Source organism: Roseobacter litoralis Och 149, from assembly GCF_000154785.2.
Lineage (GTDB): Bacteria > Pseudomonadota > Alphaproteobacteria > Rhodobacterales > Rhodobacteraceae > Roseobacter > Roseobacter litoralis.
In genome coordinates, this window is the sequence record NC_015730.1 from 4,139,734 (window position 1) to 4,152,992 (window position 13,259).

Consider the following 13,259-nt stretch of genomic DNA (forward strand, 5'->3'; position numbering starts at 1 on the left):
GATTGTGGGCATAGTCTTTTAACCAAACAGTTACTTAAAATACATCGCTGCAATGCCACGGAAGATTCTATGCCCAAGATTATGACAGCACGCGATGCGGCTGACCTCATCCCCGATGGTGCCACTGTGGCAGTTAATTCCTCCAGCGGGCTGTGCTGTCCCGATGCCGTTCTAAAGGGCATCGGCGAGAGATTTGACGTGGTCGGGCACCCACGGAACCTGACCACGATTCACCCCATCGCAGCGGGTGATTTCTTTGGCACCAAGGGTATCGACCACATCGCGAAAAAGGGCTGTCTATCACGGATCATCGGCGGCTCCTATCCGTCGGGTCCGACCAAGGCGGAACCCCCGTTGATATGGCAGATGATCGTGGCCGAAGAGGTCGCAGCCTATAACGTACCGTCCGGTATTGTCTTTGACATGCTGCGCGAGGGGGCGGCAAAGCGGCCGGGTGTCTTGACCAAAGTGGGTATGGAAACCTTTGTCGATCCGCGGCTTGAAGGCTGCGCGATGAACGGTGAGGCGCGCAAGACACCGATCGTTCAGCTTCGCGATTTTGAGGGCGAAGAATGGCTCTATTTCAAATCGATCCAGCCTGATGTGGCGATCATCCGCGCTACAACCGCCGATACACGCGGCAACCTCAGTTTCGAACACGAGGGGGCCTACCTTGGGGCGATGGAAATGGCACTGGCCGCGCGCAACAGCGGGGGCACGGTCATCGCACAGGTCAAGCGGATTGCGGCGGCAGGGTCCATTCGACCCCATGACGTGACCGTGCCGGGCATTCTGGTCGATGTGATCGTTGAAGCGCCGGATCAGCTGCAAACCACCGCAACGGAATATGACCCGGCGATCTCAGGCGAATTGACCCGACCGATGGACAGTTTCAGCGCTGTGGATTTCAACATCGGCAAGGTGATCGCGCGCCGTGTTGCGCTCGAGATGCAACGCGGCTGGGCAGTGAACATCGGGTTCGGGATATCGGCAAATGTACCGCGTATTTTCGTTGAAGAGGGCTGCCACAATGACGTCACCTGGATGATCGAACAGGGCGCAGTCGGGGGTGTGCCGCTGCTTGATTTCAAATTCGGCTGCGCGGCCAATGCCGAGGCCTTTGTCGCCTCACCGCATCAGTTCTGCTATTTTCAGGCGGGTGGTTTTGATTGCTCGCTCTTGTCATTTCTCGAGGTCGGCGCGGATGGGTCCGTCAACGTCTCGCGCCTGTCAGCGGTGCCGCACCGCACTGCGGGGGCGGGCGGGTTCGTGGACATCACCGCACGCGCAAAGAAAATCGTCTTTTCAGGTATGTTCAATGCCGGGGCCAAAATGCGGATCGAGAACGGCGAAATCGTGATCGACCACGAGGGCAAAGTAGCAAAATTTGTTGATCAGGTGGATCAGGTGTCTTTCTCAGGCAAACGCGCCATCGCGCAGGGGCAGGACATCACCTATATCACCGAGCGCTGCGTGATGAAGCTGGACGAACAGGGTCTGATCGTGACCGAAATTGCACCCGGCCTCGATATTGACCGGGATGTGGTTGGTCAGGCGGCGACGCCTCTGCGCGTGGCACCGGACCTCAAGGTCATGGATGCCGGTTTGTTCCGCGACGCGCCGATTGATCTGGCCGGGCGTTTGTCGGCATGATTGATCTAAGCGTTCAGGATGGCATCGCGCGATTGGTTTTGAACCGACCCGACAAACTGAACGCGCTTACCGCTGAAATGTGCGATATGCTGGCCGCCAGATGTCGGGAAATCGAACGCAGCACCGCCCGCATCGTGATCCTGTCGGGCGCGGGCAAAGCGTTTTGTGCAGGTGGCGACATCGAAGCCTGGGCCGGTGAAACGCCCGAAGCCTTCGGGGATCATTGGGTGCGGGATGGGCACATCGCGTTCGATGCGCTGGCCCGATTGACCGTGCCGGTAATCGCACAACTGGATGGTCACGCGCTCGGTGGCGGCCTAGAACTGGCTGCCTGCGCCGACCTGCGCATCGCGGAGCAGCACATCAAGATCGGTCAGCCGGAAACCGGGCTTGGTATCATTCCGGGTTGGTCTGGCACACAACGTGCGGTACGCCGGTTTGGTGGCCAAGTCGTCCGTCGCATGGCGCTCTTCGGTGAAGTCTTTGACGCTGAAGAAGCCCGCCGTCTGGGTCTCGTCGATCATGTGACTGCCACGGGTGCGGCGCATGTTCTGGCAGAAGACCTCGCCGCGCGTGTGCTGAGCCGTGGGCCGCAGGCGACGAAACTGACCAAGATGCTGATCAATGCCGCAGATCGCGAAGACCCCGAGCGGATCGCCGAGGCTTTGGCAGGGCGTATCGCAGCGGGCACGGATGAGTTGCGCGAGGGCCTGTCGGCTTTTCGCGAAAAACGAAAACCAGATTTCTCCTGAAAGGACACAGATATGATCCGACATTCTGTTCACCTGCGTTTTCGCGCGGATGTTACCGAGGCTGAAAAAATGTCTCTCTATGATGCCCTCGCGGGCCTATCGGGTCACATAGACGGTATCGTGGATTTTCAGCACCGCAAGAACGTCTCGGTCGAAACTCCGCTGGTGCGCGGTTTCCTCGACATGTTCTGGTTCGACTTTCGCGACACATCGGTGCGGGACACATATCTTGTCGATCCGGAACATCAGGCCATCGGGGCACGCATCGTCGCAACACTTGAGGGTGGTGCAGAAGGCGTGTTTGTCTGTGACGTCGGGCTGTAAACGGGCCTAAAGCGTCATGCGAAAAACCTGAATCACGTAACGCTGCCTGAAATCAAAGATTTCAACGCGTTACGTGATACTTGATGTCTCAGGTATTTCGTCAGACGCTCTAAAGGTCGAAAATAAGACCGTTTTCGCCTTCCTGAACAATGTCACCATGCTGGTTCATGGCCTGTGCCGTGATCTTTGTAATGCCGCGCTTACCGTTTGCGGTCAGGCGTTTTTCACGGATTACAAACTTTGCAGAAATCGTATCACCGGCCAGAACCGGCGCGACGAACCGCCATGTCCAGCCCAGTGAGGCCAGCGCGTCAAAACGGGCTGGCGCGTTGTTTTTCAATCCATCAATGACGGCCAGAACCAACAATCCATGGGCGACGCGCCGTTCGAACCCTTTGGCCTGCGCAGCCGCGTCCGACATATGGATTTCGTAGGTATCGCCGCTGACACGCGCAAAATCGTCTATTAACTCCGCCGTAATCACGCGTGCGCTTGTCACGAGGCAATCACCGCTTGCCAGATCGTGATACCCGTAACTGCCCGGCGAGAGGTTCATACCGGCACCGGCGCGTCAGTGCGCAGCAGCCCGTCGTGTTTTAGCTCGGCCCAGAAATCGGCTGGAATTTCATGGCGGAACCGATTCAGGTTCTGCTCCAACTGCGCGATGGTCCGCGTGCCTGCGATAAAGGATGGAATTGCGGGGTGTGCGACGACGAATTGCAAGGCCGCTGCGGGCAATGGCACCTGATGGTCCGCACATACCGCCTCGATCTTTGCGACGCGGTCCATGATCTCTGCAGGGGCGGGCGCATAGTTGTATTTGGCACCCTCACGGGCACCCGTTGCCAGAATTCCGGAGTTGAAGCCACCACCGACAACGACTGCTGCACTGCGCGCTTCACACATCGGCAAGAACGTATCCTGCGCCTCTTGCTCCAGCAGTGTGTAGCGCCCGGCCAGCAGGAAACAGTCAAAATCACGCGCCTCAAGGGCCGCCTGACAGACCTGCCATTCGTTTACGCCGACGCCAATCGCTGAAACGACACCCTCATCGCGCAATTTGGCCAACGCTTTCCACGCGCCATCCATGGCCTGTTTAAAGACGTCTGGCTGCGCGTCGCCACGGGTAAAAACGTCGATATCGTGGATAAAACAGATATCCATCCGCTCAAGCGCCAACCGTTGCAGGCTGTCTTCAAAGGCGCGCATTGTGCCATCATAGGTATAGTCAAATTCAAGATTGAAAGGGGCCGCGTTCGTCCATGGAGCAAAGTCGATATCGTTCCGCTTTGCGGGAACGAGGCGACGCCCCACCTTTGATGACAGCACCAGATCATCGCGGTTCTTCCACCGCAGCGATTGGCCTGTGCGCAGTTCGGCAAGGCCGTGGCCGTACATGGGGGCTGTGTCATAATACCGGACGCCTGAATCCCATGCCGCCTGAAACATGCCGTCGGATGTCTCTTCGTCAATCTCGCGGAAAATGTTGCCCACCGGAGCTGTGCCAAACCCGAACGCGGTGACCTCAAGATCAACCCGGCCGAATTTATTCTTTGTCGCGGGGTCCATCCCATATCCTTCCGAATAAGTAACCATATGGTTAATTGTGGCGGAGCAGGCAGCGCAAATCAAGTCTTGAATCGCTTGACGCCTCTTGGTTGTCTTCCTAATAGTAACTGAACGGTTACTATTTGACGCAGGAAAGGGGCCCTAATGTTTTCGACTGAAGTACACGCCCAAGTGCGTCAGATGACCCGCCAGTTTGCCAATGACGTGATCCGTCCCGTGGCCGAAGAACTGGACCGCGACGAACGCTTTCCAGCCGAGATTTACGCGCAAATGGCGCAGCTGGGACTGTTCGGCATTTGTGTACCCGAAGCGATGGGCGGCCCCGGCATGGATACGCTGGCGTATGCTATCGTGATGGAAGAACTGTCGCGCGGCTATGCCTCTGTTGCGGATCAATGCGGGTTGGTCGAACTGATTACCACGCTCCTGGTCGCGCATGGCACACAGGCACAGCGCGACATGTGGCTGCCTGATATCCTCGCGGCAAAAACCAAGGTTGCCTACTGCATTACAGAACCCGAAGCGGGCACCGACGTGTCCGGCATCCGCACAACAGCCGTGCGGGACGGGGTTGGCTGGCGGCTCAATGGCGGCAAGATATGGATTCACAACGCGCCTGTCGCCGATCTGGGTTTTGTTCTGGCCCGCACCGATCCTGAGGCCGGGCATCGCGGCATGTCGATTTTCGCGGTGGATCTGCACGCTGATGGCGTGGCGCGCGGCCCCAAGGAACATAAGATGGGTCAGCGTGCATCACCGGTGGGGCCGCTGCATTTCGATGATGTGAAACTGCCAGCTCACGCCCTTTTGGGTGCGGAGGGGCGTGGTTTCCACATGATGATGTCTGTCCTTGATAAGGGCCGTGTGGGTATCGCGGCTCTGGCGGTCGGGATCGGTCAGGCCGGTCTTGACGCTGCGGTTGAGTATGCAGCACAGCGCAGGCAATTCGACAAGGCGATCTCGGAATTTCAGGGGGTGCAGTGGCTGCTTGCGGATATCGCCAAAGACGTGGAGGCGGCGCGATTGCTCGCCCATTCGGCGGCCCATAAAATCGACATCGGCGCGGATGCGACCAAGGCCTGTTCCATGGCAAAGTGTTTTGCCGGTGACATGGCGGTTGCACGTTCTGCCGATGCGTTGCAGGTTTTCGGAGGCTCAGGCTACATCAAGGGGTTTGAGGTGGAACGGCTGTATCGCGATGCAAAGATCACCCAGATTTACGAGGGGACAAACCAGATTCAACGCATGATCATCGCGCGTGAGCTTTTAGCAAAAGGGGCGGATGCATGAGACAGGTTGCATTGGTCACCGGGTCATCCCGAGGGATTGGGCTGGCCGCCGCCAAGGCGCTGGCCTGCGAGGGGTTTGCAATCGCCCTGAACGGTCCGGAGGATGACGATGAACTGGCCGCAGCCGTCGCAGCGATCAAAGAGATAGGCGTGCCAAGTGTCGCCGTCCCGTTTGACGTCAGCGATCTGACCGCGCATCAAGCGGCCCTGACACAGGCCGAAGAGGCGCTTGGGCCGCTGACCACACTGATCAACAATGCGGGTGTCGGTGTGATCAATCGGGGTGACATGCTGGACGTCACAGAAGAAAGCTATGATCGCTGCATGGCCGTGAACACCAAAGCGGTGTTCTTTCTGTCCCAATGCTTTGCCAAGCGCCTGTGCGCCCGGACCCGGCCTGCGCAGCTGTTTCATTCCATCGTCAATGTCAGCTCTGCCAATGCCATTGCCGTGGCGACACCCCGGTCGGAATACTGTGTGTCCAAAGCCGCTGCCGCGATGGTGACGAAAACGTTGGCCGTGCGCCTCGGGCCTGAAAACATCGCCGTTTACGATGTGCAGCCCGGTTTGATCGAAACCGAGATGACAGCCCCCGTGATCGCGCAATATGAGACGCGCGCGCGCGAGGGTCTGACGCTCTTTCCCCGCGTGGGTCAACCCGATGAAGTGGGCATGATCATTGCGTCGCTCGCGTCCGGGAAACTTCCCTATACCACCGGTCAGGTGATTTCGGCTGATGCAGGCATGCTCGTTCCCCGTTTTTGAGGTTTTCCATGAAAATTGCGCTTCCCGATCCTGCTGGTACCCTTAGCGATTACGCCCTGCATGGCACGCCAATTGCAAAGGCAACGCTCACACCCGATGCGGCGCGTGTGGTGTTTTCGGCGGCGCATGTGGTGGCGGACCCGTTTACATCAAACGATCCACTGGGACCCGCCACTGTGGATTGGGACGCAACGATGGCATTTCGTCGCCACCTTGCCGGTCTGGGCATGGGCATCGCCGAAGCGATGGATACGGCGCAACGGGGGATGGGCCTTGACTGGTCGGGTGCGCTGGAACTTATCGCGCGCACAAAATCCGAACTCCCCGACGCGCTGGTCTTCAATGGCTGCGGCACGGACCAGCTTGCCCCGCAGGACGCGAACACCCTTGATGATGTGATCGCCGCTTATCTGGAGCAGGTCGAAGCGATCCAGAAACTGGATGGTCGCATCATCCTGATGGCAAGCCGCGCATTGGCCCGTGTCGCGCAAAGCCCGGATGATTACCTGAGCGTTTACGCCAAGGTGCTTGATGCCTGCGATCACCCGGTGATCCTGCATTGGCTGGGGCCGATGTTTGATTCGCAACTAGCGGGGTATTGGGGGGGCAGCACGTTTGAGGGTTGTCTGGACACCTGCCTGAACATGATCGCGGCGAACACGTCCAAAGTGGACGGGATCAAGATTTCACTGCTCGACAAGGACAAGGAAATCACCATGCGACGACGCCTGCCGGAGGGCGTCAAAATGTACACCGGCGACGATTTCAATTACCCCGAACTGATCGAGGGCGACGAGATGGGGTATTCGCACGCGCTGCTGGGAATCTTTGACCCGCTTGCGCCCGCTGCAGCCTATGCCGTGTCGCAGTTGACGCAGGGCAATGCCGCACAGTTCCGGGCCATGCTGGACCCAACCGTGCCGCTGGCGCGCCAGATTTTCCGCGCACCTACGCAGCATTACAAAACCGGTGTGGTCTTTCTGGCGTGGCTGAACGGGTTTCAGGATCACTTCATCATGCTGAACGGGGCGCAAGCGGCGCGGCCCCTGCCTGATTTCGTGACGATTTTCAAACAGGCCGATGCCTGTGGGCTGTTGCAGGACCCGGAATTGGCGGTGGCACGGATGAAACGACTGCTCGCCATCTATGGAGTCGTATGATGCGTGATTTTTCGCAAGACCTTTCGGCGCTGGCGCTCAATACTGCAACGCTGGGTCATAACCTCGACGGCTATGGGGCCGGATGGTCGACTGAAGCCGTCATTGATGCCTGTGGCGCGCGCGGCTTCGGTGGCATTGTGTTTTGGCGGCGCGAAATTGGTGCATCCGCGCAGCAGATCGGTGATCGCGTCCGCGCCGCCGGGCTGGAGGTGGCGGGGCTGTGTCGCTCGCCGTTTTTGACAGGACCTTTGGTGCCGGGCGATGACACCGCGATCATGGATGATTTTCATGCGTCTATCGACATGGCCGCCGGGCTTGGCACCGAAGTGCTGACGGTTGTCACGGGCGGGATCGACCCCGGCACCAAAGGGCCGTTGGAAAGCCAAAAGCGCGTGGCGGATCGGGTGGCGCGCGCCGCTGAATATGCCGCCGCGCGCGATGTGAAACTGGCGCTTGAGCCGCTCAATCCGATGTTTGGTGGAAACCGAAGCTGCATATTCACCGTCAGGGATGCCCTGCAGGTGTGCGACTGGGTCGGATTGGATAACGTAGGGCTTGCGATCGATGTCTACCACGTCTGGTGGGACAGCACGTTGGCCGAAACGATGCCGCGCGCCAAGGGCAAGGTGCTGGGATACCACCTATGTGACTGGCGGGCTGAGACGCGGGATACGCTGTTGGATCGCGGTATGATGGGCGATGGTGTGGCCGAACTCAAAGCGCTGCGCCAGCTGGTCGAGAATACCGGGTACAAGGGATATTGCGAGGTCGAAGTATTCAGCGCCGAAGACTGGTGGAAACGGGACCCAAATGAAGTGCTGGATGTGATTGCGCAGCGGTTCCGCAGCCTCTGCTAGGACCTTTCCAGCGCGTCTGCGGCCCAGACCAGCACCTGCACGCGCCCATCGCGTCCGCGAATGGTAACATCAGTGGTATAGGCTGACCCCCGCCGACCGCCGTCCGTCAACCCGGTGGCAAAATCGCTGCTCGCAACCACAACGGCCTTTTCCGTTTTGGCCACTTCCATCAGACGGCTGGCAAGATTCACATTATCCCCTGTCACGGTCACCTGCTGGTGGCTTTGCGCGCCAAGACGCGACAGAGTCACCGGTCCGCTGTGTAACCCGATGCGGCAGGACAATGCCTCATCAGGCGTTTGCGGCAGCGATTGGCGCGACAGCGCATGTACCAGATCAAAGGCACTGGCCAGAGCGTCGTCGGCGTATGATTTGTGCCGGTCCGGTTCCAGCCCGAACACCGCCAAGGCCCCGTCGCCCATATAGTTGAACACACTGCCGCCGCGCGCCTCAACCGTTTGGGCCGTCAGTTTGTGAAACATTGCCAGCAGGTTTCGCGTGCCATCCTGCCCAAGGCGCTGCGAATGGCCTGTAAAGCCGGTCAGATCAACAAACAGCACCACAAGGTCCTGTTCAATAGGTTCCATCAAGTAGTTGGGGTCACTTTCAATTCTCGCCGCAAGGGCGGGCGATTGAAACTGGCGTAACGAAGCGACAGATCGTTCAGACTTCCGGGCCTGCAGGTTTTCCTGCATATAGCGCAGGCCGGACGCAGCGATGGCGGGCGGCAATGCGGCAGCAAGCGGCAGCGCCCCGCTGAGCCAGAGGCCCGATGCAAACGCCAGCGTGATGGACGCAAGGAACACCAACACAAACCCGGCAGCAACCGGGACCCCGCGAGACAACGGCCAGACAAGCACGCTGGCCACACAGAAGAGTGTCAACGCGACCGCCAACGCGGCGTCCCACTGACGCGTTTGCGCGTTGCGCCTCAGCGTTTCACCGCCGTTAAGCTGTGAAATCGCGGTCGCGATCACCTCCATGCCCGGCGTGTTCTCATCAAAGGGGGTCGCAAACCTGTCCCCCATGGCAGAGGCTGAAAAGCCCAGCACCACCAGCTTGTCGGACAAAGCGTCCGGCGCGGTGCCACTGATCAGATCGCGCGCGCTGTAGGTGGGCACGGACCCTTCTGGCCCGAGATAGCGCAGCGGCATGTTAAAGCCGAAATCCAAGGGGATATCCCGTGCACCCAAAGTCAGCTGCGTCTCACCGAAAACCGCATTCTCGCTGCTGAAGGAAAGCGTTGCGAGCAGAGGAAGAGAGGGGACAAGGCTGCCCTCCACTTCGATCAACAGGGGCGCATATCGCGGTGTGCCGCTGGCGTCGGTGGACAGGTTGACCAGACCTGCCTCGGCGACCACACCAAATGCAGCTTGCGGCCAGATGATGCTGTCGGCGGTCGTGCCTTCTGATCCAAAGCGTGCCGCCGCCGCGATAGATGAAGGGATTTCACCCAGCGCCGCCGCAAGCGCTGCATCATCAAGCGCGGGTCCCGGATCGGCAAGCAAAACATCCAAGGCCAAAGCCCGCGCATCGCTTTGGGCAATATTCGAAATGATCCGCGCCAAAAGCTGCCGCCGGCTTTGCAGTTCCGCCGGAGCGGCAGCGAGCGTTTCATCATCTATGGCGACAATCACGATGTCTGACGCGGCTGCGCGTGGTCCAACCAGGACGTGCCGTACATCCAAAAGGCGATGTTCGAGCGGGTCAAAAAAACCCGCGCGGCCGGACATATAGGGGATGATCAGGGTCAACACCCAGAACAGCGCCAAAGTCACAGCACCAAGGGGCAAGGCCCATTGGCGCACCCGGCCCGATGTCATCTGCCAAATCGGGAGAGCAAGGATGCCGCGCGGTCGCTGGGCCACGCGGTAACGGCAAACTCAACCGCATCCCCGACATCAACACCTTCGCCCGGGCCAAGCGTTACGGTTGACGCATCGGACGCCTTGCTGACAGACACGCTGCCTTCGATCACGAAAACCGATGTACTGTCTTGGCTTGCATCCACAACATAGGTGGTGCCCCGCACAGCAGCGATAGCATGGGGCGTGCGAATTTGGGTTGGCGCACTGCCGGGCGTGACCTCGATCAGGATTGCGCCGTTTTTCAGTTCAATTTCCCGTGGCGGCGCATCCCCTGCCCGCTCAAAAATCGTGACCTCTGCGCCGGATTCGCGTTCTACCACCAGCGCATCGCCGCAGGTGATCTGTTGCCGGTTGGGACTGGTGAGCGCGGACCACGCGCACGCCTGATCGGCCTGCACCGGCACCGCTGCAATCATCAGGCTGATACAGGCCAGAGCAAGGGCGATGGTTGGGCGCGCGGATTTCCATCTGTAATACATACGCATTTCCTATTGGTCTTTTGAAATCAAACTACGGACGTGCAAACCCAAAACCGTTTTCGGGTTCATAACCTGTGATCTGTTCAGCCTAATGCAAAGCAACCCTGCCAGCCAGTTCAATTCGCGTCAGACGAGAAGGGCATCCATCAGTTGGGCAACTATGCAGCATTACCTTCGAAATCGCGGGCTTGGCGTGTACAGATCGCACAGCGCGCTGCTTTGGAGACCCTTTTGACCGGACCCGAGAAAAAACCACTGCGCGTTCTGAGCTGGAACGTTTTTAATGAAAACCCTGACGCCGCACGTATTGCAGACGCTTTGACAGCACTCAATCCTGACATCGCGCTTTTTCAAGAGGTGTTGCCTGCGCATATCGCCGTGATCAAAGCCAGTTTTCCATATGTGAGCGTCGCGCGGGATTATGCGTTAAAAGGCGAGTTATGCCATCTTGTGATCGCAAGCAGGTTTCCCACGAGACGCGAAACCATCCTGTTTCACTCAGATACGTCCAAACCTGCGCCAACCCGTTGGGCGCGCCATGCGGGCTGGGTCGAGTTTCTGGACAGCCTGTCGGTCGATGTGGTGGTCCCCGGCGCGCGCCCCTTCAGGGTTGTCAATCTCCACACCAGTGCGGGTGTGTCACCTTCGGCCCGGCAAGCGGAACTGGCTGAAACGCAAAGCCATTTTGATTGCGAAGGCCCCTGCCTCGTCGCAGGTGATTTCAACAGTTACGCCGTGCCATGGCTCGCGCCGCTTCTGGCCATCCCCCTGCATTATCGTCCCAAGGACTGGCTGATTTTCGAACGCAGAGCGCTGAACTCATGGTTTCAGCGGCAAGGTTTCGCGCCTGCGGTACATGGGGTCACTTTTCCTAAATTCCGCCTGCAAATGGATCAGCTGTTTACTCGCGATATCACGGTGGAAACTGCGGTCATAGAAAGACGCCTGTGGGGGTCCGACCACAGACCCCTCTCGCTGGAAATCAACCTGTGAGGATGGCGGCTTACCCTTCCACTTCGCGTCCGAGTTTCCCTTTGAGCATCTGGATCAGCATCAACCCAGCCCAGATAAACGCCACCTGATAGAGCACAAAACACACCACACCGAGGATCAACATCCTGATGGATTGCTGCATTTTCGGCCAACTCAACGGCCAGACTTTCATATCACCAAGTTTGTCGCGCAGCGCTGCCTCATCAAGCCCATAGAAATCAATCACGGCCTGTTTTTTATCCGGATCGTCCAGCGCACGGCTCACTCTGTCGCGCGCCTCTTTTGCGGTATCTCGCAGAACAACCGCCAGCACGACGGTGACCATCGACAAAACGATCAGAACGAGAGGGCCGCCGACTAGGGAATTGGGGTCCCGAAAACCGGTTACATCAATCGCGGAGGTAAAGGTTTGAATGTCCCCGAAGAGATCGGCGAAAAACCCTGCGAAACTCTCCAAAGAGGGGGTGAAAATGTCCCTCAATGCAACGATGAAATCCTGAAACAGGAACTGATAGATGTTTTCAAACTCAGTCTGGCGCAGAAACTCATTCTGAATGCGCATCGCAAAAGCGACCAGAAAACTGATGATCGTGACATAGATGCAGGGGCGAAAAATCTGCTCAAGGTTTTCGAACCCCATCCGCCCATTCGGGTCCTGCGATGACAGTTTTGGCACCAACCACAGGTCAAACGCACCGTTTCTGAGGCGTTGAATGGTTAGCGCGAGCGCAAGCACGTAACAGTAGTAGATCATCAGCAGGCATAACTCGACCAGCAGCAAGGCGTATACGTAAGCAGAAAACCCCCAGTTCATTGCGAACGACGGGCTGCGCATGTCAGTGGGGGCTGTGATTTGCGTGGCTTGCGCGAAAATGGCCGCTATGGACCAGTCGACTTCCTGCCCGGATGTATCCTGACAAACAGCAGGAATCGTGATCCCCGATGCCGTGAGCAAATCACCCGTCATCAGCGGCATATGCACCACACAATACCAGTCCAGAACAACGACCGTACCGACCAGCAAGGCAACGACCATCCCGGCAAGCGAGAAACACGTCCAGATCAAACGCACCATCCGGGATACTCCCCGGTTCATCTCACTGGATGTGTCTGACAGGTCAAACTGCCAGTCCCGGTTACAGAACATACGGTCCTGGATCATCTGACGAAATGTGCGCTGGAGGTTTTGCACCGAGGTGAACGCAAAGAAAAACGCCAAGGGCATCATGATGGACAGGCTTGGCCACCAATTCAGCGCGTGACCATAGCCGACCTGTTTCTCAAGACACTGGTCGGTTCCAACAAGATCGTCCGGACAAGGCGCTGCCTCGACCGTACCCCTGAGAATATAATGTGTCACATCCCCAAGGTTCAGCACGTAAACAGCAGCAACGATCGGCACAACGCCCAGAAACACCGCAATGAACAGCACGACAAAAGGGTCAACACCCCAGAAACGACGTCCAATGCGCACAAACCATGGCTGGGTGTCAAAGATGTTTTGCAGCGCTTGCGTCTGATCCGCAGGTTGTGCCTGATCCCTGCTCATC

The 13,259-nt window shown here is 58.3% G+C and carries 13 protein-coding genes; 8 read left to right on the top strand and 5 right to left on the bottom strand.

Features of this window, described 5'->3' with window-relative positions; translation table 11 throughout:
• Positions 1-69 precede the first annotated feature (69 nt).
• From RLO149_RS19860 to RLO149_RS19870, 3 genes are read left to right on the top strand one after another with little or no spacing between them, the layout of a single operon-like run.
• A complete protein-coding gene (locus RLO149_RS19860) occupies positions 70-1,653 on the top strand; it encodes an acyl CoA:acetate/3-ketoacid CoA transferase (RefSeq protein WP_013963871.1) in 1,584 nt (527 codons plus the stop codon).
• Positions 1,650-2,405: an enoyl-CoA hydratase/isomerase family protein gene (locus RLO149_RS19865; protein WP_013963872.1), complete on the top strand. Its 756-nt coding sequence runs from the start codon at positions 1,650-1,652 to the stop codon at positions 2,403-2,405. The genes RLO149_RS19860 and RLO149_RS19865 overlap by 4 nt, the downstream gene beginning before the upstream one ends.
• Before the next feature lie 12 nt (positions 2,406-2,417).
• Entirely contained in the window at positions 2,418-2,729 is a 312-nt protein-coding gene (locus RLO149_RS19870) for a Dabb family protein (RefSeq protein ID WP_013963873.1), read from the top strand.
• Between the two features lie 109 nt (positions 2,730-2,838).
• Here the strand turns inward: RLO149_RS19870 and RLO149_RS19875 are convergent, their stop codons facing one another.
• On the bottom strand, positions 2,839-3,285 hold the full coding sequence (locus RLO149_RS19875) for a (R)-hydratase (protein ID WP_013963874.1): 447 nt from the start codon (positions 3,283-3,285) through the stop codon (positions 2,839-2,841).
• A complete protein-coding gene (locus RLO149_RS19880; RefSeq protein WP_013963875.1) occupies positions 3,282-4,298 on the bottom strand; it encodes an aldo/keto reductase in 1,017 nt (338 codons plus the stop codon). The genes RLO149_RS19875 and RLO149_RS19880 overlap by 4 nt, the downstream gene beginning before the upstream one ends.
• A 144-nt stretch (positions 4,299-4,442) precedes the next feature.
• Between RLO149_RS19880 and RLO149_RS19885 the strand changes: the two genes are divergently transcribed.
• From RLO149_RS19885 to RLO149_RS19900, 4 genes are read left to right on the top strand one after another with little or no spacing between them, the layout of a single operon-like run.
• Complete coding sequence (locus tag RLO149_RS19885; protein ID WP_013963876.1) at positions 4,443-5,588, top strand: acyl-CoA dehydrogenase family protein; 1,146 nt, start codon at positions 4,443-4,445, stop codon at positions 5,586-5,588.
• Positions 5,585-6,352: a 3-ketoacyl-ACP reductase gene (locus tag RLO149_RS19890; protein ID WP_013963877.1), complete on the top strand. Its 768-nt coding sequence runs from the start codon at positions 5,585-5,587 to the stop codon at positions 6,350-6,352. Before RLO149_RS19885 ends, RLO149_RS19890 begins: the two co-directional genes overlap by 4 nt.
• A gap of 8 nt (positions 6,353-6,360) precedes the next feature.
• Positions 6,361-7,512: a dihydrodipicolinate synthase family protein gene (locus tag RLO149_RS19895; RefSeq protein WP_013963878.1), complete on the top strand. Its 1,152-nt coding sequence runs from the start codon at positions 6,361-6,363 to the stop codon at positions 7,510-7,512.
• The gene (locus tag RLO149_RS19900) at positions 7,512-8,369 is read left to right on the top strand and encodes a sugar phosphate isomerase/epimerase family protein (protein ID WP_044025765.1); all 858 of its coding nucleotides are present in this window, start codon (positions 7,512-7,514) and stop codon (positions 8,367-8,369) included. The genes RLO149_RS19895 and RLO149_RS19900 overlap by 1 nt, the downstream gene beginning before the upstream one ends.
• Here RLO149_RS19900 and RLO149_RS19905 read toward each other — a convergent pair.
• Entirely contained in the window at positions 8,366-10,237 is a 1,872-nt protein-coding gene (locus tag RLO149_RS19905) for a CHASE2 domain-containing protein (protein WP_148264412.1), read from the bottom strand. The genes RLO149_RS19900 and RLO149_RS19905 overlap by 4 nt on opposite strands.
• The gene (locus RLO149_RS19910) at positions 10,189-10,716 is read right to left on the bottom strand and encodes a FecR domain-containing protein (protein WP_013963881.1); all 528 of its coding nucleotides are present in this window, start codon (positions 10,714-10,716) and stop codon (positions 10,189-10,191) included. The genes RLO149_RS19905 and RLO149_RS19910 overlap by 49 nt, the downstream gene beginning before the upstream one ends.
• Positions 10,717-10,947: 231 nt before the next feature.
• On the opposite strand from RLO149_RS19910, the gene RLO149_RS19915 reads away from it, so the two are divergent.
• Positions 10,948-11,709 (top strand): endonuclease/exonuclease/phosphatase family protein, encoded by a 762-nt coding sequence (locus RLO149_RS19915; RefSeq protein ID WP_148264413.1) that lies wholly within the window; start codon positions 10,948-10,950, stop codon positions 11,707-11,709.
• Between the two features lie 10 nt (positions 11,710-11,719).
• Here the strand turns inward: RLO149_RS19915 and RLO149_RS19920 are convergent, their stop codons facing one another.
• Complete coding sequence (locus tag RLO149_RS19920; RefSeq protein WP_013963883.1) at positions 11,720-13,258, bottom strand: hypothetical protein; 1,539 nt, start codon at positions 13,256-13,258, stop codon at positions 11,720-11,722.
• Position 13,259 lies beyond the last annotated feature (1 nt).